Below are 22,001 nucleotides of genomic sequence, written 5' to 3'. Positions count from 1 at the left end.
CCACCCATCGTCATCCACGGGCGCGCAGGCGAGCGAAGCGAAGCCGGAGCTGACCCGTGGATCCATGCCGTGACAGAGCGGAAGACCGCCGGCGGTCGAGGAAGCGGGATGGCTCGCAACTCCACCCAGGCCCCTTCAGCATTCTACACCGGCATTTGCATCGAAGGAGTCGGCCGCGATCTCAACGCATGGATCCTCGGGTCACCTGCGGCTCGCTGCGCGCGCCTGCTGGCCCGAGAATGACGAGGATAGGGCGGCGCTGTCGGCTACTTCGGGCCGCGTGTCTCCGGCTCATCATGTGCACCGGTCGTCTTCGACACAGTGGTGCGAGAGCACCGTGATGGATGACGGCCAATCTCCAACCTTTGAGGGAGATGTCCGGCAGCACAGAGGCGCCGCCCCGACAAGGGCGCCCTCATTCACCCTGTGGTGTGCTGTGAAAGGATTCACGCGACATGCTGCATGTCATTGATTTGACACATGTCCTTTCCCCGAAAACCGGTGACCACATTCGGGAGACATGCTTCAGGGATCGACCCGGGGCCGAGGCTGCGGGATCGGCGCCCGTCTGCCGAGGTCAGGCGCATAGGCGCTGGCCGCGACCGGCGGTGCGGCGGGCGCGATCGCCGCGGTGCCGGACTGCTCGAGTTCCCGGGACGGAGCGGCAGCCAGCGCGGTGCCGTCGCCGCCGACGGTCACCGCCGCCTCCGACACCGGCGACGGTGCCTCAAGCACGGCCCGGCATTCCCTGGGCAGGCTCGCCATCGTCATGATGTCGCGGGCCTTGGGCTTGTCCGGATTCTTGTTGGGGCGCCACGGCTCTTCCGTGAACCACCAGGCCAGAGACTTGTCGCAGCCGTCGCCGCGCGGCGTCGCTTCCTGCTCCTTGCAGCCGCTGGAGCCGGGCTGGCAGCCGATGCGGATGTGGAAATGGTAGTCGTGGCCCCAGAAGGGCCGGATCTTGCGCAGCCAGGAGCGGTCGCCGGTGACGGTGTCGCAGAGCTTCTTCTTGATGCCGGGATGGACGAGGATGCGCTCGACCTCGGGATAGCTCGCCGCGCGTTGCAGCAGCCTGGCATGGGCCGGTGTCCAGAGACGCTCGTCGACCGTCAGCCCGCCTTTCCTGATCACCGAGGTCGCGCTCATGTTCTCGCGCTCGCTCGCCGAGAGACGGCGGCTCGGCATGGGCGTGAGCCAGACGTCGGCGTCGAGCCCGATCTGGTGCGAGGCGTGGCCGGTCAGCATCGGCCCGCCGCGCGGCTGCGAGATGTCGCCCAGAAGCAGGCCCGGCCAGCCGTCCTTCCTGGCCTCGCGCGACAGCTTCTCGATCAGGTTGATCATCGTGGGGTGACCCCAGCGGCGGTTGCGCGACAGGCGCATGGCCTGCCAGGCAGGGCCGTCGGTGGCGATGGCGACGCCGCCCGAGAAGCAGCCCTTGCTGTAGAAGCCATAGGAGCGTGCGGCGGTGGCGGCCGGCAGCTTCTGGCTGCCGAATAGGTTCTTCGCAAGTTGCTCGGAGGAGGCGGGGGCCGGCAGCATGGCAAGCGCGGCAAGGGCCGCCGAGCCGCCGATCGTGAGGCGCCGCAGTCGCTGCATTGGGGTCATCGTCCGCTCTCCGCCGGCTTTCGCTGCGGCATCGGCCGTGCGATGCGCAGCACTGACATCTGGGAGCGTTCCTTGCGTGCCCTTGGGACGCGTGGCGCTCCCTTCGACTCTCCACCTGCCTGGTTACCAGAATGTAAACGAGCCGCCGCGACAGCTCCTTCAGTCGCTGCGCATCGGGCTTCTCGCGTCGGCATCCCCGGCACCTCTCCAGCTTCCGTCCGCCCACATCGCTCCGAGGGCGGCGCGATAGTCCGAAAAGCGGAGCTGGTAGCCCTCAGCCTTCAGCTTCGCATTCGAGACCCGCTTGTTCTCTCCGTAGAAAGACCGCGCCATGGGCGAAAGTTGGGCGGTCTCGAAAGGAATCTCGGGCGGCGGCGCCACGCCCATCAGCCGGGCGGCGTGGGCGACGACGTCCTGCGGCGGGGCCGGCTCGTCGTCGGTGACGTTGAAGGCGCCGCCCGCGCCGCGGCCGGCGATGTGCCAGAGCGCGCCGGCGATATCGGCGACATGGATGCGGTTGAAGACCTGCCCCGCCTTGATCAGGCGCTTGGCCGTGCCCTGTTCGAGATTGACGAAGGCGTTGCGGCCGGGCCCGTAGATGCCCGACAGGCGCAGCACCGCCACCGGCAGGCCGGTCTCGGCGCCGAGCGCCAGCCAGGCGGCTTCGGCTGCCACGCGCGCCCGGGAGCGTCCGGAAACCGGCCGGCACTCCGTGGTCTCGTCGACCCAGGCGCCCTGATGGTCGCCATAGACCCCGACGGTCGACAGATAGCCGATCCATTCGAGCCGCGGCATGGCGCTCCCGATGGTCTCCTGGGCGGCGGCGAGCACGGGGTCTCCGCCCTCGCCGGGCGCGGCCGAAACGACGAGATGGGTGGTGTCGGCAAGCGCCTCGGCCGTTTCGGAGGTGAGATGCGTGCCGTCGAACAGATGCGGCGCGATGCCCGCCCGGCGCAGGGATTCGAGCTTTTCCGGTGAGCGCGTTGTGCCCGAAACCGCGGTGCCGGCCGGCCGTGCCGCAGCGATTGCCTTGCCGGAATAGCCGGCGCCGAAGATGAAGACGTTCTGGGTCATGCCGGGACCGAGTGCCTTTCCGGTTTGGAGGATGCCGTCGCCAGATCCCATTCCGCGCGAACGTCGGGATCGGCCTCGATTGTCCTGGATTGCGCCGCGAGCTCAAGCAGCCGTTCGCGTGGGGCGAGCTTCGACAGGGCCCAGACGGCTGCGCCGCGCACCAGCGGCGAAGGATCGGCGGCGAGTTCCTCGCAGCGCTTGACGAGCCCGGCATCGCCGGAATTGCCCGCCGCGACGAGCACGTTGCGGATGAAGCGGTCGCGGCCGATCCGCTTGACCGGGGAGCCGGAGAACAGCGCGCGGAAGCCGGCGTCGTCGAGCTCGAGCAACCCGGCGATCGACGGCGCCTTGAGATCCTCGCGGGCGACGAGCTTGGCTTCGGAAGCCGCGCGGGCGAATTTGTTCCAGGGGCAGGCGGCCAGGCAATCGTCGCAGCCATAGACGCGGTTGCCGACCGCCTCGCGGAATTCGAGGGGGATCGGACCCTTGTTCTCGATGGTCAGATAGGAGATGCAGCGTCGCGCATCGAGCCGATAGGGGGCCGGGAAGGCATCCGTCGGGCAAACGTCGAGGCAGGCGCGGCAGGAGCCGCAATGGTCCGGCTCAGGCTCGTCCGGCTCGAGCACCGCCGTGGTGAAGATGGTACCGAGGAACAGCCAGGACCCGAGCTCGCGGCTCACCAGATTGGTGTGCTTGCCCTGCCAGCCCAGGCCGGCGGCCTCGGCCAGGGGCTTCTCCATGACCGGCGCGGTGTCGACGAAGACCTTCACGCCGCCGCCGGCGCGGGCCACGATCTTGCCGGCGATCTCCTTGAGCCTGCCCTTGATCACGTCGTGATAGTCGCGGTTGCGGGCATAGACCGAGATCGCCGCACGGTCGCGTCTGGAGAGGATGTCGCGCGGGTGGGCGTCCGGGCCGTAATTCATGCCGAGCACCACGATCGAGCGGACCTGCGGCCACAGGGCCGACGGGCTCGCGCGCCGGTCGAGCGTTGCGGCGATCCAGTCCATCGAACCGTGCTGGCCGCTTTCCACAAAGGCGCGCAGTCGGGCCGCGGCCTGCGGGATGGCGTTGGGCGCGGTGACGGCGACGGCGTCGAAACCGGCGCGGCGCGCCTCGCTTTCGATGAAATCGCGCAACGTCGTGCGCGGTTTTTTTCCGTCAGAAGTCGAGATCCGCATAATGCGATACCGGGGACAGGCCGCGCACGCGGTCGGCGAGCAGCGGCCGGAAGGATGGGCGCGACTTCACCCGCGTATACCAGTCGCGCGCCGCGGGATGCTCCGTCCAGTCGATCTCGCCGAGATAGTCGAGCACGGAAAGCGAAGCCGCCGCGGCGAGATCGGCATAGGTGAGCCGGGCGCCGGCCAGCCAGTTGCGGGTCCCGGCCAGCCAGTTGGTGTATTTCATATGCTGGCGGATATTGGCGCGGGCGGCGCGGATCGCCCCCGAATCGGGCGAGCCGCCGCCCTGCCCGCTTGCCATCAGCGGCTTCAGCACGCGCTCGCGCACGAGATGGCGCGTCACCTCGCTCTCGGTCTTGGTGAGATACCAGTCGGCGAGCCGGCGGATTTCGGCGCGGTCCATTGGATCCTCCGCGAGCAGCCGCCTCTCGCGCTTGAGCACGCCGCGCGTTTCGTCGAGATATTCCGCGATCACGCTCGCGCCGATGATCGGCACATCACCCTCGGCCAGCAGCACCGGCAGCGTGCCGGCCGGATTGAGCGTCAGGAACTCCTTGCGCCGGGTCCAGGGCTTCTCCTCGATCAGCGCCAGTTCCTCGCCATATTCGCCGAAGGACAGGCGGACGAAGCGGCAGGAGGCGAAAAGGGGATGATGAAAAAGCGTCAGCATGGTCCGTGATGTGGCGGGCTCCGGCCCGCATCTTCTGGCTTTGGCCGGCTCACGACCGGCGGGGCAGGAGATGTGCGTAGCGCGATGCGGGCGACGGGGCAAGCACGGACAATCGCCCATTTCGCCTCATCGGACCCGCAACCGCGCCGTCGAACGTCGCGGCCGTTCGCCCCTGAGCGGGACCGGTCCCATGCCGGGCGCGAGAAATGCGGGCTGGCCATTTCGTTTCGAGGGACGTAAGTCTTGGCCGCGATTCCAGCCGGCCGCCGGGCCGTGCCCGGACACGGGCGCGCCCCGGTGCCGGAACAATAGACCCTCAGGAAGACCGTTCCCCGACCTGGCCTCCGACCAGACCCCGACCAGACCAAGGTGAGCTCATGGAAAACCAGACGATCGTCGATGCCCTCATGCTCGGCCTGCTCGAGGGGCTGACCGAATTCATCCCCGTCTCCTCCACCGGGCATATCCTGCTGGCCGGTCATTTCCTGGGCTTCCAGTCGACCGGCAAGGCCTTCGAGGTGCTGATCCAGCTCGGCGCCATCCTGGCGATCCTCACCGTCTACGCCTCGCGGCTCCTCAGGATCGCGGCAGACCTGCCGACGAGCCGGACCACGCAGAGATTCGTGCTCGGCGTGCTGGTCGCCTTCCTGCCGGCCGCGGTCATCGGCGCGCTGGCGCATGATTTCATCAAGACGGTGCTGTTCGAGACGCCGAAGCTGATCTGCGTCATGCTGATCATCGGCGGCGTCGTGCTTCTGTGGGTCGACCGCTGGGCGCCGAAGCCGCGTTATCACGACGTGAAGGAATTTCCGCTTTCGGTCTGTTTCGGCATCGGCCTGATCCAGTGCCTGGCCATGATCCCCGGAACCTCGCGGTCGGGCTCGACCATCGTCGGCGGCCTGCTGCTCGGCGCCGACAAGCGCTCCGCGGCCGAATTCTCCTTCTATCTGGCCATGCCCACCATGGCCGGCGCCTTCGCCTACGACCTCTTCAAGAACCGCGACATTTTGTCGGCGGCCGACCTGCCCGTCATCGCCACCGGCTTCATCGCCGCCTTCGTCATGGCGGTGATCGTCGTGCGCTACCTGCTCGACTACGTCTCCCGCCACGGCTACGCGCTGTTCGGCTGGTGGCGCCTGATCGTCGGCGCGCTGGGCCTCGTCGCGCTTTACGTGTGGGGGTGAGCGTCGGGAATCCGGGACTGATCCCACCCCGCAGGCAGCCGATCCCGCTATCGTATCGCGAAAGAACCCCTCATCCGACCGCGCTTCGCGAGGCCACCTCCTCCCACAGGGGGCTAGCGTGTGCACACAAGTGGTTCGTTGTGCTGTCAAGAGGGATTTGTGGTGATCGTGGCTTGAAGCCGTTGAATCGTTTGTGATTCTGTATCTGCCGTTGTTGATTCGGGAGACATCGACTGTGGCACTGTTGCGTCTTGGACACTTCAGCGACCTGCGCCTGCAAAAAAGGGGGACATGGTGCTGGAGCGCGTATGCACGCGGATCAGCACGAGCCTGCGTCAGTTGGCCGACACACGCGCCGAAAAGATCGCGTTCACGCGCTTCTTTGGCAATCCGCGCGTGAGCCCGCTGGAGATCCTGCGCACCGCGGCGGCCCGAGCCGGCGAAGCGGCGGCCGGGCGTCACGTGCTGATCATCGAGGATACCAGCGAGATCAACTATCAGGCCAAGGCCTTGCGCAAGCGCGGCCTTGGCCGGGTCGGCAACGGCACCGATGTCGGCCTGTTCGTGCATCCGGCGCTGGCTGTGGATGCCGCCGACGGCAGCGTGCTGGGCCTTGCCGGTGCCACGATCTGGCGGCGCACCAAGCCCAAGCAGGCGAACTATCAGGCGCTGCCGATCGAGGACAAGGAAAGCCACAAATGGCTCGCCACCGCCCAGGCGGCGCGCCGGGCCTTGCCCGAGACGCCGCTTGCCACGGTGATCGCCGACCGCGAGGGCGACATCTACGAAGTGTTCGCCCGGCTGCCCGACGCGCGCACGCATGTGCTGATCCGCGCCACCAAGGATCGGGCGCTTGCCGAGCACGGCCGCCTGTTCGCCGAAATCGCCAAACAGCCCGAAGCCGGCCGTCTCGTCTTCGAACTGGAGGCCCGCCCCGGCCGGCCGGGACGCACCGTCACCCTCGCCGTCCGCTTTGGCCAGGCCAGCATACGCCAGCCCAAGACCGGCGCCGACCGGCGCGATCCGCGCTCGCTCAGCCTCAACATCGTGGAGGTGCGCGAGATCGATCCGCCATCGCCCAAGGAGGCGGTGATCTGGCGGCTGCTGACCACCCACAGCGTCACCACGCTGGCCGATGCCGCCCGCATCGTCGACCTCTACCGCCGGCGCTGGACCATCGAACAGCTGTTTCGAACCCTGAAGTCGCAGGCCATCGATGTTGAGGAAAGCCTGCTTGCCGACGGCGAGGCGCTCGAACGACTGGCTGCAACCACGCTGGTCGCCGCCACAAGGGTCATGCAACTCGTCCATGGCCGCGATGCGGCCGGCGCCGCCTTCGAGGCGGCGCGGCTGTTCGATCCGGCCGAGATCACCGTCCTCGAGGCGCTGATCCGCAGGCTCGAAGGCAGGACCGAAAAGCAGAAGAACCCGCACCCCCGACACAGCCTCGCCTGGGCCGCCTGGGGCATTGCCCGGCTCGGCGGATGGACCGGCTATGCCAGCGAACGGCCCCCGGGCCCCATTACATTCACCCGTGGCCTCCGACGCTTCCACGCCATCGCCGAGGGTTTTGCCTTGGCCAGAAGCCTTCAACCACAGATAGATGTGTGCGCACGCTAGCCCTTGTGGGAGAAGGTGGCCTCGCGAAGCGAGGTCGGATGAGGGGTAATTCAGCCGCACCGACTGCCGAATTTCGAGGCTTTCGTGCGCTACAAGCGCAGGGCGCGCCCCAACAAAACTACCGCCCCTCGGTCTGCTCGCGCAGCCGTGCCTCGCGTTCGGCGATCTCCGGCGTCAGGTTCTCGCCGAAATCCTCCATCTCGAAGAAGGGACGGATTTCGATGTCGCTCTTCCCGGGCATCGGATTGGGGCATCGCTTCACCCATTCGACCGCCTCGGTCATGTCCTTGACGTTCCACAGCCAGTAGCCCGCGATCAGCTCGCGCGTCTCGGCGAAGGGGCCGTCGGTCACGGTGCGGCTTGCCCCGTCGAAGGTCACGCGCTTGCCGAAGGAGGAGGGCTTCAGCCCGTCGCCGCCGGCCATGATGCCGGCCTTCACCAGCTCCTCATTGTACCTGGTCATCGCATCGAGCAGTTCGGTCGAGGGCATCTCGCCCGCTTCACTCTGCTCGGTCGCCTTCACCAATACCATCACGCGCATCATCTTTTTCCTTTGATCTAAAGCATGTCTCCCGAAAGTGTGCCGCGGTTTCGGGATAAAGACATGCGCAAAATCAAGAATCTACAGCATGTCGCGTAAATCCTTTTTCACGCGACATGCTGTAGAGCAATTCCAGCAAAAGTGCGCAGCGGTTTGCGTCCGGAATTGCGTGAAAACAGGGAGATAGAGCATTTCCGCGATTCGGAGAAAAACGGAAATGCTCTAGCGAAGCGCCAGCTGCCTCGCATCAAGACGACGAACATAGACTTCAAAAATCGACACCGAAGCGAAAAAGTTCCGGGCCGCCGCCCCTATTGCTCGAACGGGCGCACATTTTCGAGCGGTGGATGCCGCCGAATCCGGTCCTCGCGCGATCGGCCGGGAGGAGTCAGGTTTCGTTGTTTTTGCGGGTGAACTGCCCGGCGGGCCGGTAGGACCACAGATAGGTCGGCAGGATCGAGGCCGTCGACTGCGGCTGGATGCCGAGGGCGTCGAAGGTCCGGCCCTCCTCTTCCGCCGCCTTCGACACGACATTGTCGCTCTGGAGCAGCGTCACCTGGTCCGGCGTCAGCAGCGGATTGGGCAGCAGGCCGAGGATCGACGCCTGGATGCGCGCCGCCCACCAGGGAATGGTAAGCAGCACGCGGTCGCGCCCGATCACCTGCAGCATCTCTTCCATGCATTCGCGGAAGGTCTTCACCTGCGGACCGCCGAGCTCATAGATCGTGCCGCCCTTGACGGCCCCGTCGACGGAGCGCGCCACGGCCTCGGCCACGTCGCCGACGAAGACCGGCTGGAAGCGGGTCGTGCCGCCGCCGATCAGCGGCAGGAACGGCGAGAAGCGGCTCATGCCGGCGAAGCGGTTGAAGAAGGCGTCCTCGGGGCCGAAGATGACCGAGGGCCGATAGATGACGGCATCGGGCACCGTGTCGAGCACGGCCTTCTCGCCGGCCGCCTTGGTGCGGGCGTAGATCGAGGGCGAGCTGTGCGCGGCACCCAGCGCCGAGATATGGGTGAGGCCGGCGCCGGCGGCGCGGGCCGCCTCGGCGACGGCGCGGGCGCCGAATTCGTGCACGGTCGTGAAGCGCTGGCGGCCGCCCTCATGCAGGATGGCGACGAGGTTGACGATATGGTCGGCGCCTTCCACAGCGCGGTCGACCGACCAGCGCACGCGCACATTGGCCTGCACGGGCTGGATCTGGCCGACATTGCCGAGCGGCTGCACATGACCGGCAAGATCGGGCCTGCGGCAGGCGACGCGGATGCGGTAGCCGCGCTTGGCCAGGGCCCGCACCACATGGCGGCCGACGAATCCGGAACCGCCGAAAACCGTGATGAGTTTCGGGGTCTGGAGAATTTCCGTCATGGCTGGCTCCGGAATGGTTCGAGCGCGGGCTGTCTGCCGCTTCATAGTCGGTTTTCCGGGGAAGGCAAAGGTCAGTTTCGCCGCCGGCGCATCGGCCCGAAAATCGGGTTCGATTTCCGGGACGCACCACACGCACCCTTCAATCGAGCTCGGCCCAGAACTTGCGATTGAAGCTGATATAGCCCCGTTCGGTGACCCTGAGATGGGCCCGAACCACCTCGTGGAAGCGCGGCAGCTTGTGGAACGGCACCGCCGGATAGGCATGGTGCTCAGCATGATAGGGCATGTTCCACGCGACGAAGCGGACCAATGCGGTGGTGAAGGTGGTGCGCGTGTTCTCCAGCATGTTGGCGACATGCGGGCAGCGGGCATGTTCGGCGAGCAGATAGGCGCGCAGGAACGGCTGGCCGAGCAGGGCGGGCACGACCCAGACCCACAGCAGCGCGACCGAGCCTGCCGCCACCGAGCCCATCGCCAGCACGGCATAGAGCAGGAGGAAGAGCCGCGCCTCGCGTTTTACCTTGGCCCGGCCCTTTTCGGGCACATAGGGCTCGGCGCTGCCGAAGAACGCGTTGCGCAGCATCGTCCTCGCCATGCCGATCCACAGCGGGATGCCTGAGAGATAGGTGAGATATTGCGCCGCCGTCTCCGGCTTCGGGCTCATCAGCTCCGGATCGTTGTCGGGATCATGGGTGTGCCGGTGGTGCGCGAAATGGAAATAGCGGAACCAGCTTGGAGGGATCAGCACCAGGAACCCGGCAATCGCCGCAACCGCTTGATTGAGACGGCCCGAGCGGAAGGCGGTCTCGTGGATCGCCTCATGCAGGGTAGTGAACAGGAAGACGATCAATATGCCTTGCGGCACCAGGACAAGCCACCAGAACGGGATGCCGGCGAGGATCAATGCCGCGCCGACCAGGATACCGCCGAAATGCGCGGCGAAACGGAAGAGCCCCGGCGCGTCGCGGCGCCCGGTGAGCTCCGCGCGCTCGGCCGCCGAAAGCGATGCGATGATCGCCCTGTGGTCGATGTCCCGGCTTTCGTCCATGCTGGGCGGAGTCTGTCACGGAATCAGCAGTTCGATCAATGCCGGCTTGACGGCGGCGCGGGCGCGTCCGAGCGCGGCGGGCAGCCCTTCGACGCCATGGAGCCGTTCGGCCGGCAGGCCGTAGGCGGCCGCGATCCTCGAAAAATCGGGTGGGACCGGTGACACGCCGACCGGCTCGACGCCGGCGTCGCGCATCGAGGTCTCGATCTCGCGATAGCCGCGATTGTTCCAGACGACGAAGATGACCCGTGCCTCGGCGTCGAGTGCCGCGCCGAGCTCCGGCAAGGTGAACTGGAAACCGCCGTCGCCGGAGAGGCACACGACGGGCGCATCGGGTGCCGCGAGCGCGGCGCCGATCGCGGCCGGCGGGCCGAAGCCCAGCGCTCCATAACCGGTGGCGGCGTTGAACCAGCCGCCCGGCCGGTCATGGTCGTAATAGAGATTGGCGGCATAGACCGGCTGGGTGGAGTCGCCGACGATGAAGGCGCCGGGCAGCGCATCGCGGATCATCTCGACCGCCGCGACCTGTCCGCGCATCTCGGCGCCGATCTCGCCGAGTGCGGCCGCGCGCGCGGCCACCGCCCGCGCCGCCCCGTCGCCGGTGGCGGGCTGGACCGCCTCGGCCAGAGCGTCGAGGGCGAGCGCGCAATCCGCGCGGATCGTCAAAGGGCCGGGCCGGCGGTCGAGCTGGGCCTGGTCGATGTCGATGCGCACGAGATTGGGCGGCAGCACGAAACCGCCATTGGCATACATGTCGTAATCCGTCGGGCCGAACTCGGTGCCGGCCGCGATCACGAAATCCGCCTCCGCCATCATGGCGCGCACGGCAAGGAGGCTGGGGCTGGCGGGGACGCCAAGCGCATGGCCGTGGAGCAGGCCCCGGGCATTGGCCGTGGTGACGACAGGCGCGTCGAGTTTCTTTGCAAGGCGCGTGAGCCCCGCCCCGGCGCGTTTCGCGCCACCGCCGGCCAGGATGAGGGGGTGGCGGGAGGCGGCCGCCCGGTTTGCCGCCTCGTCGATCAGCCCGGCATCGGGCGGCGGCGGGGCGGCCGTCACGGCAAGCGCCTCCAGCGGCTCGCAGGGCCCGCCCATCACATCGAGCGGAACCTCGATATGGACCGGCCCGGGCCGTCCGGAGGCGAACAGCGAGAACGCCCGGTGAAGCACTTCGGGCAACTCGGCGCCCTGCTCGACGCGATGCGAGAACAGCGCGACCTTCTCCATCATGCCGCGCTGGTCGGGCAGCTCATGCAGCAAGCCGAGCCCCTTGCCGAGTGTCGGCAGCGCGTTGACGGCTGAAATCACCAGCATCGGAACGGAGTCGGCACGCGCCTGGGCCATGGCCGTGATGGTGTTGGTGATACCGGGGCCGGTGATGACGAAAGCGACGCCCGGCCGGCCGGAGACCCGCGCATAGCCGTCGGCCATGAAGCCGGCACCCTGTTCGTGGCGCGGCGTGACGTGGCGGATCCGCGAGCGCGCCAGTCCGCGATAGAGCTCGACCGTATGCACGCCCGGTATGCCGAAGACCGTGTCGACATCGTGGGCTTCGAGCAGTGCGATAAGGGCCTCCCCCACCGTGGTCATTACCGCCTCCTCCCGGCCGTTTCCTCGGATGCGACGATGACCTATGGCCTGGCCGATCTCAAGAGTGACGGCCTGTCATCCGTTACGCCGGCGGCAGGTCCGCCACGATTGACAGCAAAAGCCCCTTGCATTAGGCATTCATATCACTTGTGAGCAACAATCTCACATATGTGAGATTTGGGAGCGATCATGACCAAGCGTGGAGATCGGCGATGAGCGCGGAAGAGGCTGCTTCCGTTCGCCTCCCGTCGGACGAGCAGCGCGAGCAGCTCATGGTCCAGGCGGCCAAGCTGTTCTACGACCTGGAAAAGACGCGCACCGAGGTGGCGGCCGAACTCGGCCTGACGCGCTGGCAGGTTTCCCGGCTGCTCGAGGAGGCGCGGGCATCAGGCATCGTGCGCATCGAGATCGTGCCCCGCTCCAAGCGTCGTCCCGATCTGGAAACCGGGCTGCAGCGCGCCTTCGGCCTGCGCGAGGCGGTGGTCGTGCCTGGTCCCGGCCCCGGTTCCGGCGAAGACGACGCCACCGCGCTCGAATTCGTCGCCGAGGCCGCCGGCCGCTACATCGCCTCGATCCAGCCGCGCCTGCCGCTGATCGGCGTCTCCTGGGGCCGCACCATGGCCGCCGTGGCGCATTGGCTGCCGCCCAAATGGAACGACGGCGTCCATGTCGTGCTGGTCAACGGCGCCACGACCCTGCGCTCTTCCTCGCAGCGCAACAACATGGTTGCCGAGGCCTTCGCCCGGAGCGGCAACGGCGTCGCCTCGCTGCTGCCGGTCCCGGCGATCGTCGGCAAGGCCAGCACGCGCCAGGTGCTGGAAGAAGACCCGATCATCGCCCGCGTGCTCGATCTCGCCGGGCAGGCGCCGGTCGTCTGCTTCTCCATGGGCGCGCTGTCCCATGAGAACGTGCTGGTCGGCTCCGGATACATCGAGCCCGCCGACATCGACCGGCTGGCCGGCCGGGGCGCCGTCGGCGACCTTTTGGGCCGCTTCATCGACGCGCGCGGCGAGATCGCCGACCCCGAGCTCGACCAGCGCACCATCGGCCTGCGCCTCGAAGCCCTCCGCGCCAAACAGCGCGCCATCGCCATCGCCGCCGGCAAGCCCAAGCACGCCCTGGTGCTCGCCTGCCTCAGGGCCCGCTACATGAACGTCCTCGTCACCGACGAGGCGACAGCCCGCTTCGCGCTGGAGCACGTGGATGGGTGAGGGCTCAACAAATTCGATTTCGACGCTGCCGCCACCTTCTCGCGCGAGATGTTTCTGCACTGCGGCACCCCTCATCCGACCTCGCCCTGTCAGGCGAGGCCACCTTCTCCCACAAGGGGAGAAGGCTGGTGCCTGGCTTGGCCGGCTCTGCAAATTGTCAACGTTTGCGATTGGCCGAGACGCTGCTGCAGCGCGTTCCCTTCTCCCCTTGTGGGAGAAGGTGGCCTCGCGAAGCGAGGTCGGATGAGGGGTCCTTTCGCGACGTGCATGCAAAGAGAGTTCGCACATGAAACATGAAACCCTGGGCGCCGCTGCGCCGGCACACCTCTCCAACACGCCCCGCAATCCCGGCACGGCGCTCCAGCGCGACTGGTTCGACGCGGCGGCGGTGAACCGCAGCGCTGCCGAAAGGCGCGCGGCGACGCTTCTTACGCGCCGCTCGGTCAAGAAGGACCACCAGGCCGCCTGGCTGGTGAAGGCCATCACCTGCATCGATCTCACCACGCTCGCCGGCGACGACACCGAAGCGCGCGTGCGCCGGCTCTGCGCCAAGGCGCGCCGTCCGCTGCGCGAGGACCTGACCGAGGCGCTCGGCCTTTCCGGCAACCCGCCGACGACAGGCGCGGTCTGCGTCTATCCGACCATGGTCCCGGCCGCCGTCAGGGCGCTCGACGGCTCGGGCATCCCCGTCGCCTCGGTGGCGACCGGTTTTCCCGCCGGTCTGATGCCGTTGAGGCTCAGGCTGGAGGAGATCCGCTGGGCCGTGGCCGAGGGCGCGTCCGAGATCGACATCGTCATCACCCGCGAGCATGTGCTCAAAGCCGATTGGCAGGCGCTGCACGACGAGGTCACGCAGATGCGCGAGGCCTGCGGGCCCGCCCATCTCAAGGCCATCCTCGCCACCGGCGACCTCAAGACGCTGCGCAATGTCTACATGGCCTCGATGGTGGCGATGCAGGCCGGCGCCGATTTCATCAAGACCTCCACCGGCAAGGAGGAGGTCAATGCCACGCTGCCCGTCAGCCTCGTCATGATCCGTGCGCTGCGCGACTATCACGAGCGCACCGGCCATGCGGTCGGCTTCAAGCCGGCCGGCGGCATGCGCACGGCCAAGGACGCGCTGTCCTGGCTCATCCTGATGAAGGAGGAGCTCGGCGCGCGCTGGCTTGTATCAGACCTGTTCCGGCTCGGTGCGAGCTCCATGCTCGCCGATATCGAGCGCCAGCTCGAGCACCATGTCACCGGACGCTACGCCGCGTCCTCGCGCCACGCGCTTGCCTAGGTCGCGTCCATTGGGACGCGCAACGAGCGCTCACGCATATTGATTGATCGACCAGGAGTCTGCGGATGCCCGCCATCGCCAGCATCATGAAGTCAATGGAGTACGGCCCGGCGCCCGAGGCGAACGATCACGTTCTCGCCTGGCTCGCCCGCCACGAGACGGGCTTCGGCCATTTCATAGACGGCGCCTTTGCCGTGCCGGCCGACGCCGCCTTCATCGACGTCGCCAATCCGGCGAGCGACGCCGTGATCGCCCGCACCGTCGCCGGCTCGGCGGCGCATGTCGATGCCGCCGTCGCGGCGGCACGCGCCGCCTTCCCCGCCTGGTCGGGCCTCTCGGGCCATCACCGCGCGCGTTACCTCTATGCCATCGCCCGCACCATCCAGAAGCGCGAGCGCTTCTTCGCCGTGCTGGAATCGATGGACAACGGCAAGCCGATCCGCGAGAGCCGCGACATCGACGTGCCCTTGGCGGCACGCCATTTCTATCACCATGCCGGCTGGGCCGAGCTCGTCGAGAGCGAGTTCCCCGGGGCGAAGGCGCTCGGCGTCTGCGGCCAGATCATCCCCTGGAATTTTCCGCTGCTGATGCTCGCCTGGAAGATCGCGCCGGCGCTGGCCGCGGGAAACACGGTTGTTCTGAAGCCGGCCGAATACACGCCGCTCACCGCGCTCGCCTTCGCCGAGGTCTGCCGCGAGGTCGGCCTGCCAAAAGGCGTGGTCAATGTGGTGACAGGAGACGGCGCCGCGGGGGCGGCGCTTGTCGCCCATGGCGACGTCGACAAGATCGCCTTCACCGGCTCGACCGAGGTCGGCCGCCTGATCCGCGAGGCGACCGCCGGCACCGGCAAGAAGCTGACGCTGGAGCTCGGCGGCAAGTCGCCCTTCATCGTCTTTGCCGATGCCGATCTCGACGGCGCGGTCGAGGGCGTGGTGGATTCGATCTGGTTCAACCAGGGCCAGGTCTGCTGCGCCGGCTCGCGCATCCTGGTGCAGGAAGCCGTCGCCCAGCGCTTCACGGCCAAGCTCAAGGCGCGCATGGAGACGCTACGGGTCGGCGATCCGCTCGACAAGTCGATCGATATCGGCGCCATCGTCCATCCCGTCCAGCTCGACCGCATCAAGATGCTGGTCGGCAAGGGCGAGGCGGAAGGCGCGCGGCTCCACCAGGCCGCCTGCGCCCTGCCCGAGAAGGGCAGCTTCTATTCGCCGGCGCTGCTCACCGGCGTCGAGCCGGCCTCGACGCTCGCCCAGGAGGAGATCTTCGGGCCGGTCGCGACCCTCACTACCTTCCGCACGCCCGACGAGGCCGTCGCGCTCGCCAACAACACGCGCTACGGCCTCGCCGCCTCGATCTGGTCCGAAAACATCAACCTCGCGCTCGACATCGCCGCGTCGGTCAAGGCCGGCGTGGTCTGGCTCAACTCGACCAACATCTTCGACGCCGGGGCCGGTTTCGGCGGCTACCGCGAAAGCGGCTTCGGCCGCGAGGGCGGTCGCGAAGGCATGCTGGAATATCTTTCCGATCCCGCCGAAAAGACGAGCGGACAGGCGGCCGAGGAGAAAACGGCGTTTGCCGCGCACACCGACACGCTGCCCGCGCCTGAGCAGGCGAGCCCCATCGTCGACCGCCCAGTCATCGACCGCACCGCCAAGCTCTATGTCGGCGGCAAACAGGCGCGTCCGGATTCCGGCTACAGCTATGTGGTGTCGGGCCGCGACGGCAAGCCGGCCGGCCTCGCCGGTCTCGGCAACCGCAAGGACATCCGCAACGCCGTCGAGGCGGCGGCGAAGGCGGGCGACTGGGGCAAGGTCACCGGCCACAACAGGGCGCAGGTGCTCTTTTACGTCGCCGAGAACCTCTCCGCCCGCCAGGCCGAATTCGAGACGAGGCTGCGAAGCCTTACGGGCGTTTCGAAGGACGCCGCGGCGCGGGAGGTCGAGACGAGCATCCGCCGCTCTTTCTGGTATGCCGCGCAGGCCGACAAGACCGACGGTCTCGTCCACCAGACGAAGTCCGGCCATGTCACGCTCGCCATGAACGAGCCCTTCGGCGTGATGGGCATCGCCTGCCCGCAGGCCATGCCGCTTCTTTCCTTCGTCTCGCTGGTCATGCCTGCCATCGCCATGGGCAACCGGGTCGTCGTCGTGCCCTCGGAAACCCACCCGCTGGTCGCGACCGATTTCTGCCAGGTGCTGGATACGTCAGACGTGCCGGCCGGCGTGGTCAACATCGTCACCGGCGAGCGCGACGTGCTCGCCCGTACGCTCGCCGAGCACGACGAGGTCGCCGCGATGTGGTATTTCGGCACGGCCTCCGGCAGCGCCATGGTCGAGAAGGCGTCCGCCGGCAACCTCAAGGTCACCTGGGTCAATGGCGGCCGCGCCCGCGACTGGCAAAGCGACACCGAAGGGCAGGGCCGCCTCTTCCTGCGCCGCGCCCTGCAGGTGAAGAATGTCTGGGTGCCCTACGGCGAGTGATGCCGCGGGGTTGACCGGTGGCGCCGCCCCTCATCCGCCTGCCCGTCCTCCGCAGCAGCTGCGGAGGGTGGACCGGCAGCTTCTCACGGCTGGCGGCCATCGTGGAAGTACCCCTCATCCGACCGCGCTTCGCGCGGCCACCTTCTCCCACAGGGGGAGAAGGCAGGAGCATGGCCTTGCCCGCTCCGCAAATCGCCAACGTTGGCGACTGGCGGAAGCGCTGCCGCAGCGTTCCCTTCTCCCCTTGTGGGAGAAGGTGGCCGCGCGAAGCGCGGTCGGATGAGGGGTAGCTCCGATGCAAGGGTGAGGGGTAGCTCGGATGCAAGGGATCGCAGGCATGGCCAAGCCAGCCCCATCACCGCTCCGCGACGGTGATCATCAGCCCGAGCGCCTTGGCGACGGTGTCCTGCAGCTCCGGCGGCAGGCATTCGGCCAGTTCGCGCTCCACTGCGGCATGGTCGGCCATGCTGGCGTCGGCGACCGCGATGCCTTTTTCGGTCAGCTCGACGATGACGCCGCGGCCGTCCCGCTTGTCGGCCATGCGCCTGACATAGCCGTCTGCTTCCATGCGGCGAAGCAGGTTCGAGAGCCCGCCTGATGTCACCAGCAGCGTCGACAGCAGCTCCGTCGGCGACATGCGGTAGGGCGGGCCCGAAACGCGGATCGTGGCGAGCACCGCATAGACCGGATATTTGAGGCCGTGCCTGGCCAGCGTCCGGTCGACCGCCCGCAGGATGATGTCGTGGAGATGCAGGATCCGGCCGACGACGGCCTTGCCGCTGCAGTCGATATCGGGGCGCTCGCGGTTCCAGGCCGCCATGCCGCGGCCGACGCGATCCAGTTCCCAATAACGCAAGACGGGTTCGTCCAACGACCTTCCCCTCGAATCCAAAACATGCCTCCCGAAACTGCGCAGCGGTTGCGGGAAAAGTCATGTGCCAAGTCAAGAACCTGCGGCGAGCCGCGAGAATCCTTCTCCACGCGGCGCGCTGCCTGCCGAAAGGCTTAGCCGCCGTCGGCCGGGCGAACAAGCGTCACGAAAAGATAGAATACCTTTTCAATTTCTTTCTTGAAAGATAATTTTGTCGGTGTTAGCTTTTCCCGATCAACGGCGTCCCCAGAAGGCGCTGACGAGGAGGCTCGAACAATGGGAGAATTTTCGATGAAATTGTCTGCCAAGCTGCTTGCAACTGCCGCTGTCTTCACGGCCGTCTCGGCCGCCTCCGCGCAGGAACTCGTCCTGGGCGAGTTCGGCGGTTCCTTCGCCGACAATGTGAAGGCCTGCTACATCGACCCCTTCGAAAAGGCGACCGGCGCGACGGTCGTCACCAAGCTCGCCAATTCGGCGCAGCAGGCGGCCGCGATCCGCGCGACCGCGGGCGATTCCGACATGGACGTCGTGTTCGCCGACGACGCCTTCGCCGTCCAGGTGGCCAATGAGGGGCTGCTCGAGCCGCTCGAGCGCGCGAAGCTGACGAACGCGCCCGATATCATCGACGGCGCATGGGGCAAGGACGATGCCTATGTCGCGGCGATGCTGGGCGCCACCACCATCATCTACAACCGCGAGAAGATCACCACGCCGCCGACATCCTGGAACGACCTGTTCGACCCCAAATACAAGGGCCGCGTCACCATCGGCGACATATCGGGCACGACCGGCTGGCAGTTCCTCGCCGCCGTCAACCAGATGGCCGGCGGCACGCTCGACGACATCACCCCCGGCGTCGAGAAGATCAAGCCGCTGGCGAAGGATTCCGTGCTGCTCTACACCCAGGCCGACCAGGTGGTGTCGCTGTTCGAACGCGGCGAGATCGACATCGCCGTCTGGTATCCCGACCGTGCCGGCGTCGCGACGACGAAGGGCCTTCCGCTGGCCGCCGCCTATCCCAAAGAGGGCGCCGTCGGTATCCGCCCGGCGATCATGATCCCCAAGGGCACCGAGCAGAAGGAACTCGCGCTGAAGTTCATCGACACGGTGCTCGACGCGGCGAACCAGAAATGCTTCTCCGAGCGCCAGTTCATCGGCTCGGTGAACAAGAAGGTAGAGCTTTCCGACGAAGTCACCGCCATCGTGCCGAGCGGCGAGGCGCTGGACAAGATGCTCTTCCTCGATCCCAACGAGATGGCCGCGAGGCTGCCGGAATGGACGCGCCGCTGGCAGCGCGAAGTTCTGCGCTGACCGCTAGAGTGCCGGCCAAGCAGATTCCGGAAAAGTGTCCCACGGTTTTCCGACAAGAATCTGCGACAAGACAAAGGTCTGAGCAGACCATTCGTTGGCTTGCCAAGGAATGGTCTGCTTGGAGCATCGGACCCGAAAGTGGACCCGTTGTCGGGACAAAACCGATGCGTGGACAACAGATAGGGCGGGAGCCGGCGCTCGCGCCGGGCTCCCGGTTGATGCCATGAGCAACCTTACCCTCGATCACGTGGTGAAGCGTTACGGCGACGTCAGCGTCGTCAAGGACGTTTCGCTGGCGATCGCCGAAGGCGAATTCGTCTCCCTGCTGGGACCGTCCGGCTGCGGCAAGACCACGATCCTGCGCATGGTCGCGGGCCTGATCACGCCGAGCGGCGGCTCGATCCGCATCGGCGCCCGCGAGGTCACCGGCCTTCCGCCCAACAAGCGCAATATCGGCCTGGTCTTCCAGTCCTATGCGCTGTTCCCGCATCTGACCGTTTTCGAGAACGTCGCCTTCGGCCTGCGCCGCAAGGGCGAGGCCGGCGAGGCCCTGAAGGGCCGCGTGACCGAGGCGCTGGCGATGGTGCGGCTGGCCGGCTACGGCGAGCGTTACCCGCGCCAGCTTTCGGGCGGGCAGCAGCAGCGCGTGGCGATGGCGCGCGCCATCGCGCCGCGCCCGAGCGTGCTGCTCTTCGACGAGCCGCTCTCCAATCTCGACGCCAAGCTGCGCGACGAGATGCAGATCGAATTGAAGCGGCTGCAGCGCGAACTCGGCATCACCACGCTCTTCGTCACCCACGACCAGGCCGAGGCGCTCAGCCTGTCGGATCGCGTCTGCGTCATGCATGACGGCGTCATCCAGCAATTCGCGCCGCCCGAGGAGATCTACCGCCGCCCGGCGACGGCCTTCGTGGCGAGCTTCATCGGCAAGCCCAACCGCATGAAGGGCACGGTCCGCGACGGCGCGGTTCTGCTGGGCGGCGACCTCCGCCTCAGGACCGACGGCAAGGCTGGCGCCGAAGGCGCTGATGTCGACATCTTCATCCGCCAGGAGGCGGTCAGCCTCACCCCGTCGGGCGACCCCGATGCCAACCGCATTCCCGGATTGGTCGCGCTGCGCTCCTTCTCCGGCGCGCAGGTGCAATATGTCGTCCGCATCGCCGGCGGCCACGAGATCGTGGTCGAGGCCGCGTCCTCCGGCCCGGCGAGCCGGCTCGCCCAGGGCGACCAGGTGACGCTCGAGGTCCGTCCCGGGGATGTGCTGGTCCTGGCGGAGCCCCCGCAGTCAAGAGATACCCGGCCATGAAACGCGCGGCCATGACCCGGCTGCGTACCGGCCTGCTGCTCTTCTCGCCGCTGTTCCTCGTGCTGGCCGCCGCCTTCTTCATCCCGCTCGTCCTTCTGGCGCCGACGAGCTTCCGGGAATACCTGCCCGGCACCGGCGTCGTTGCTGGAAGCTGGACGGTCGGGAACTATGTCCGCATCCTCGCCGACGACTACTATCGCGAGGTCGTGCTGCGCACGCTGGGCCTCGGCATCGGCGTCACGCTGGCCTGCCTGCTGCTCGGCTATCCCGTCGCCTATCTCATCGTGCGCGGCCATCCGCGCTGGCGGCTGCCGCTCACGCTGCTCGTCATCTTCCCGCTGATGCTCAACCTCGTCGTGCGCTCCTTCGGCTGGATCGTGCTCCTGACCAATCGCGGCGTCGTCAACAACCTCCTGATGGATCTCGGGCTGATCGCTTCGCCGCTGAAGCTGATGTTCAACCTGACCGGCGTGATGATCGGGCTCACCCACATCTACCTGCCCTTCATGGTGCTGATGCTGGCGGCCGCGCTGCAGAACGTGCCGCGCGACGTGGAATCGGCGGCCGCGACGCTGGGCTCCAGCCGCTTCCACGTCTTCCGCGCCGTGACGCTGCCCTTGACCGCGCCCGGCATCATCGCCGGATCGATCCTCGTCTTCGTGCTGACGATCAGCGCGCTGGTCACCCCGCGCATGCTGGGCGGGCCGACCTACCAGGTCATGGCGACGCTCATCTATGACGAATATATGCAGCTTCTCGACTGGCCGAGCGGATCCGCGCTTTCCTTCTCGCTGGCGCTGGTCACCATCCTCATCATCTGGGCTTCGAGCCGCATGACCAAACGTTGGGCGGGCCTGGCATGAACGAGCAGCGCCCCGGCTTCCCCGTCACGTCGATCGCGCTCCTGGTGGTGGTCTTCCTCCAGATCCCCGTCGTCGTCGTCATGCTCGCCTCCTTCAGCGAGACCTCCTACCTGACCATCCCGCCGCAGGGCTGGACGCTGAAATGGTTCTCGGCGGTGCTGACCGACAGCACCTATCTCTCGGCCATCCGCATCAGCCTCATCCTGGCGGTCGGGTCGACGATCGTCTCGCTGGCGCTCGGCGTCGCGGCGTCCTACGCCATCTTCCGCCGCATGATCCCGGGCTCGGAAGCGCTCACCTCGCTGCTGATGTCGCCCTTGATCATTCCTTCCGTGGTCATCGGCGTGGCGCTGCTGCAATATTTCACGCTTGTCGGGCTGCGCGGCAGTTTCCTGGTGCTGCTCGTCGCGCATGTCGTCATCACCGTGCCCTATATCGTGCGCTCCGCGCTTGCGAGCCTTTCCGGCATCGACCTGTCGGTCGAGGAGGCCGCCCGCGTGCTCGGCGCCGACGGCTTCACCGCGTTCCGGCTCGTCACTTTGCCGCTCATCAAACCCGGTCTCGTCGCCGGCGCGCTCTTCGCCTTCGTCACCTCGATGGAGAACGTGCCGGTCACCATCTTCCTCGCCGGCCCCAGGCAGACCACCTTGCCGATCCTCATCTTCACCTCCGTCGAGATGGGTGTCGATCCCAGCGTCGCGGCCGTCTCGACCCTGCTCATTATCGCCACCGCGGCGGTGCTCCTGATCGCCGAGCGCTGGACCGGCTTCCACCGCTTCGTTTGAACGGATCTTTGCC

At 67.2% G+C, this 22,001-nt stretch carries 18 protein-coding genes; 9 read left to right on the top strand and 9 right to left on the bottom strand.

Annotation, left to right across the window (positions count from 1 at the left end):
- Nucleotides 1–525: 525 nt before the first annotated feature.
- The 4 genes from mepA to JN302_RS05300 form a co-directional block, all read right to left on the bottom strand.
- Nucleotides 526–1,605, bottom strand: a complete 1,080-nt coding sequence (mepA, locus tag JN302_RS05315) for a penicillin-insensitive murein endopeptidase (protein ID WP_202332220.1) — start codon at nt 1,603–1,605, stop codon at nt 526–528.
- 159 nt (nt 1,606–1,764) lie between these two features.
- Entirely contained in the window at nt 1,765–2,679 is a 915-nt protein-coding gene (locus tag JN302_RS05310) for an SDR family oxidoreductase (RefSeq protein WP_202332218.1), read from the bottom strand.
- On the bottom strand, nt 2,676–3,860 hold the full coding sequence (gene queG / locus JN302_RS05305) for a tRNA epoxyqueuosine(34) reductase QueG (protein WP_202332216.1): 1,185 nt from the start codon (nt 3,858–3,860) through the stop codon (nt 2,676–2,678). The genes JN302_RS05310 and queG overlap by 4 nt, the downstream gene beginning before the upstream one ends.
- The gene (locus JN302_RS05300; protein WP_202310497.1) at nt 3,841–4,533 is read right to left on the bottom strand and encodes a glutathione S-transferase family protein; all 693 of its coding nucleotides are present in this window, start codon (nt 4,531–4,533) and stop codon (nt 3,841–3,843) included. The genes queG and JN302_RS05300 overlap by 20 nt, the downstream gene beginning before the upstream one ends.
- 377 nt (nt 4,534–4,910) lie before the next feature.
- Here JN302_RS05300 and JN302_RS05295 point away from each other — a divergent pair, with 377 nt between their 5' ends.
- Together JN302_RS05295 and JN302_RS05290 are read left to right on the top strand one after the other, a co-directional pair.
- Entirely contained in the window at nt 4,911–5,717 is an 807-nt protein-coding gene (locus JN302_RS05295; protein ID WP_202332214.1) for an undecaprenyl-diphosphate phosphatase, read from the top strand.
- Nucleotides 5,718–6,008: 291 nt separating this feature from the next.
- The gene (locus JN302_RS05290; protein WP_202331169.1) at nt 6,009–7,337 is read left to right on the top strand and encodes an IS4 family transposase; all 1,329 of its coding nucleotides are present in this window, start codon (nt 6,009–6,011) and stop codon (nt 7,335–7,337) included.
- 118 nt (nt 7,338–7,455) lie between these two features.
- Here the strand turns inward: JN302_RS05290 and JN302_RS05285 are convergent, their stop codons facing one another.
- The 4 genes from JN302_RS05285 to JN302_RS05270 all read right to left on the bottom strand — a co-directional run bounded on the left by JN302_RS05285 (nt 7,456) and on the right by JN302_RS05270 (nt 11,879).
- Complete coding sequence (locus JN302_RS05285) at nt 7,456–7,878, bottom strand: YciI family protein (RefSeq protein WP_202334200.1); 423 nt, start codon at nt 7,876–7,878, stop codon at nt 7,456–7,458.
- Between the two features lie 388 nt (nt 7,879–8,266).
- The gene (locus JN302_RS05280) at nt 8,267–9,244 is read right to left on the bottom strand and encodes a complex I NDUFA9 subunit family protein (RefSeq protein WP_202310491.1); all 978 of its coding nucleotides are present in this window, start codon (nt 9,242–9,244) and stop codon (nt 8,267–8,269) included.
- A 139-nt stretch (nt 9,245–9,383) separates the two neighbouring features.
- Nucleotides 9,384–10,292, bottom strand: a complete 909-nt coding sequence (locus JN302_RS05275; protein WP_244846209.1) for a fatty acid desaturase family protein — start codon at nt 10,290–10,292, stop codon at nt 9,384–9,386.
- A gap of 15 nt (nt 10,293–10,307) precedes the next feature.
- Nucleotides 10,308–11,879, bottom strand: a complete 1,572-nt coding sequence (locus tag JN302_RS05270) for a 5-guanidino-2-oxopentanoate decarboxylase (protein ID WP_202332212.1) — start codon at nt 11,877–11,879, stop codon at nt 10,308–10,310.
- 212 nt (nt 11,880–12,091) lie between these two features.
- Between JN302_RS05270 and JN302_RS05265 the strand changes: the two genes are divergently transcribed.
- The 3 genes from JN302_RS05265 (at nt 12,092) to JN302_RS05255 (ending at nt 16,852) form a co-directional block, all read left to right on the top strand.
- Nucleotides 12,092–13,090 carry a sugar-binding transcriptional regulator gene (locus JN302_RS05265; RefSeq protein ID WP_202332210.1) on the top strand — a complete coding sequence of 333 codons (999 nt, stop codon included), beginning with the start codon at nt 12,092–12,094 and terminating at the stop codon, nt 13,088–13,090.
- 286 nt (nt 13,091–13,376) lie between these two features.
- Entirely contained in the window at nt 13,377–14,372 is a 996-nt protein-coding gene (gene deoC, locus JN302_RS05260; protein WP_202332208.1) for a deoxyribose-phosphate aldolase, read from the top strand.
- A gap of 65 nt (nt 14,373–14,437) precedes the next feature.
- Nucleotides 14,438–16,852: an aldehyde dehydrogenase family protein gene (locus tag JN302_RS05255; RefSeq protein WP_202332206.1), complete on the top strand. Its 2,415-nt coding sequence runs from the start codon at nt 14,438–14,440 to the stop codon at nt 16,850–16,852.
- A gap of 355 nt (nt 16,853–17,207) precedes the next feature.
- Here JN302_RS05255 and JN302_RS05250 read toward each other — a convergent pair whose 3' ends face one another.
- Entirely contained in the window at nt 17,208–17,723 is a 516-nt protein-coding gene (locus JN302_RS05250) for a MarR family winged helix-turn-helix transcriptional regulator (RefSeq protein WP_244743005.1), read from the bottom strand.
- Nucleotides 17,724–18,014: 291 nt separating this feature from the next.
- Between JN302_RS05250 and JN302_RS05245 the strand changes: the two genes are divergently transcribed.
- The 4 genes from JN302_RS05245 to JN302_RS05230 all read left to right on the top strand — a co-directional run bounded on the left by JN302_RS05245 (nt 18,015) and on the right by JN302_RS05230 (nt 21,988).
- The gene (locus JN302_RS05245; protein ID WP_202332204.1) at nt 18,015–19,034 is read left to right on the top strand and encodes an ABC transporter substrate-binding protein; all 1,020 of its coding nucleotides are present in this window, start codon (nt 18,015–18,017) and stop codon (nt 19,032–19,034) included.
- 223 nt (nt 19,035–19,257) lie between these two features.
- Nucleotides 19,258–20,340, top strand: a complete 1,083-nt coding sequence (locus JN302_RS05240; RefSeq protein WP_202332202.1) for an ABC transporter ATP-binding protein — start codon at nt 19,258–19,260, stop codon at nt 20,338–20,340.
- The gene (locus JN302_RS05235; RefSeq protein WP_202332200.1) at nt 20,337–21,203 is read left to right on the top strand and encodes an ABC transporter permease; all 867 of its coding nucleotides are present in this window, start codon (nt 20,337–20,339) and stop codon (nt 21,201–21,203) included. The genes JN302_RS05240 and JN302_RS05235 overlap by 4 nt, the downstream gene beginning before the upstream one ends.
- Entirely contained in the window at nt 21,200–21,988 is a 789-nt protein-coding gene (locus tag JN302_RS05230; protein ID WP_202310476.1) for an ABC transporter permease, read from the top strand. The genes JN302_RS05235 and JN302_RS05230 overlap by 4 nt, the downstream gene beginning before the upstream one ends.
- Nucleotides 21,989–22,001 lie beyond the last annotated feature (13 nt).

This window comes from Mesorhizobium sp. L-8-3 (assembly GCF_016756615.1).
Classification (GTDB): Bacteria; Pseudomonadota; Alphaproteobacteria; order Rhizobiales; family Rhizobiaceae.
The sequence above is the reverse complement of the archived record's forward strand: the minus strand, read 5'-3'. Positions and strand labels throughout refer to the sequence as shown.

Coding starts and splice junctions, on each gene's coding strand:
- mepA (WP_202332220.1), bottom strand. CDS start 1,605: ATGACCCCAATGCAGCGACTGCGGCGCCTCACGATCGGCGGCTCGGCG.
- JN302_RS05310 (WP_202332218.1), bottom strand. CDS start 2,679: ATGACCCAGAACGTCTTCATCTTCGGCGCCGGCTATTCCGGCAAGGCA.
- queG (WP_202332216.1), bottom strand. CDS start 3,860: ATGCGGATCTCGACTTCTGACGGAAAAAAACCGCGCACGACGTTGCGC.
- JN302_RS05300 (WP_202310497.1), bottom strand. CDS start 4,533: ATGCTGACGCTTTTTCATCATCCCCTTTTCGCCTCCTGCCGCTTCGTC.
- JN302_RS05295 (WP_202332214.1), top strand. CDS start 4,911: ATGGAAAACCAGACGATCGTCGATGCCCTCATGCTCGGCCTGCTCGAG.
- JN302_RS05290 (WP_202331169.1), top strand. CDS start 6,009: ATGGTGCTGGAGCGCGTATGCACGCGGATCAGCACGAGCCTGCGTCAG.
- JN302_RS05285 (WP_202334200.1), bottom strand. CDS start 7,878: ATGCGCGTGATGGTATTGGTGAAGGCGACCGAGCAGAGTGAAGCGGGC.
- JN302_RS05280 (WP_202310491.1), bottom strand. CDS start 9,244: ATGACGGAAATTCTCCAGACCCCGAAACTCATCACGGTTTTCGGCGGT.
- JN302_RS05275 (WP_244846209.1), bottom strand. CDS start 10,292: ATGGACGAAAGCCGGGACATCGACCACAGGGCGATCATCGCATCGCTT.
- JN302_RS05270 (WP_202332212.1), bottom strand. CDS start 11,879: ATGACCACGGTGGGGGAGGCCCTTATCGCACTGCTCGAAGCCCACGAT.
- JN302_RS05265 (WP_202332210.1), top strand. CDS start 12,092: ATGAGCGCGGAAGAGGCTGCTTCCGTTCGCCTCCCGTCGGACGAGCAG.
- deoC (WP_202332208.1), top strand. CDS start 13,377: ATGAAACATGAAACCCTGGGCGCCGCTGCGCCGGCACACCTCTCCAAC.
- JN302_RS05255 (WP_202332206.1), top strand. CDS start 14,438: ATGCCCGCCATCGCCAGCATCATGAAGTCAATGGAGTACGGCCCGGCG.
- JN302_RS05245 (WP_202332204.1), top strand. CDS start 18,015: ATGAAATTGTCTGCCAAGCTGCTTGCAACTGCCGCTGTCTTCACGGCC.
- JN302_RS05240 (WP_202332202.1), top strand. CDS start 19,258: ATGAGCAACCTTACCCTCGATCACGTGGTGAAGCGTTACGGCGACGTC.
- JN302_RS05235 (WP_202332200.1), top strand. CDS start 20,337: ATGAAACGCGCGGCCATGACCCGGCTGCGTACCGGCCTGCTGCTCTTC.
- JN302_RS05230 (WP_202310476.1), top strand. CDS start 21,200: ATGAACGAGCAGCGCCCCGGCTTCCCCGTCACGTCGATCGCGCTCCTG.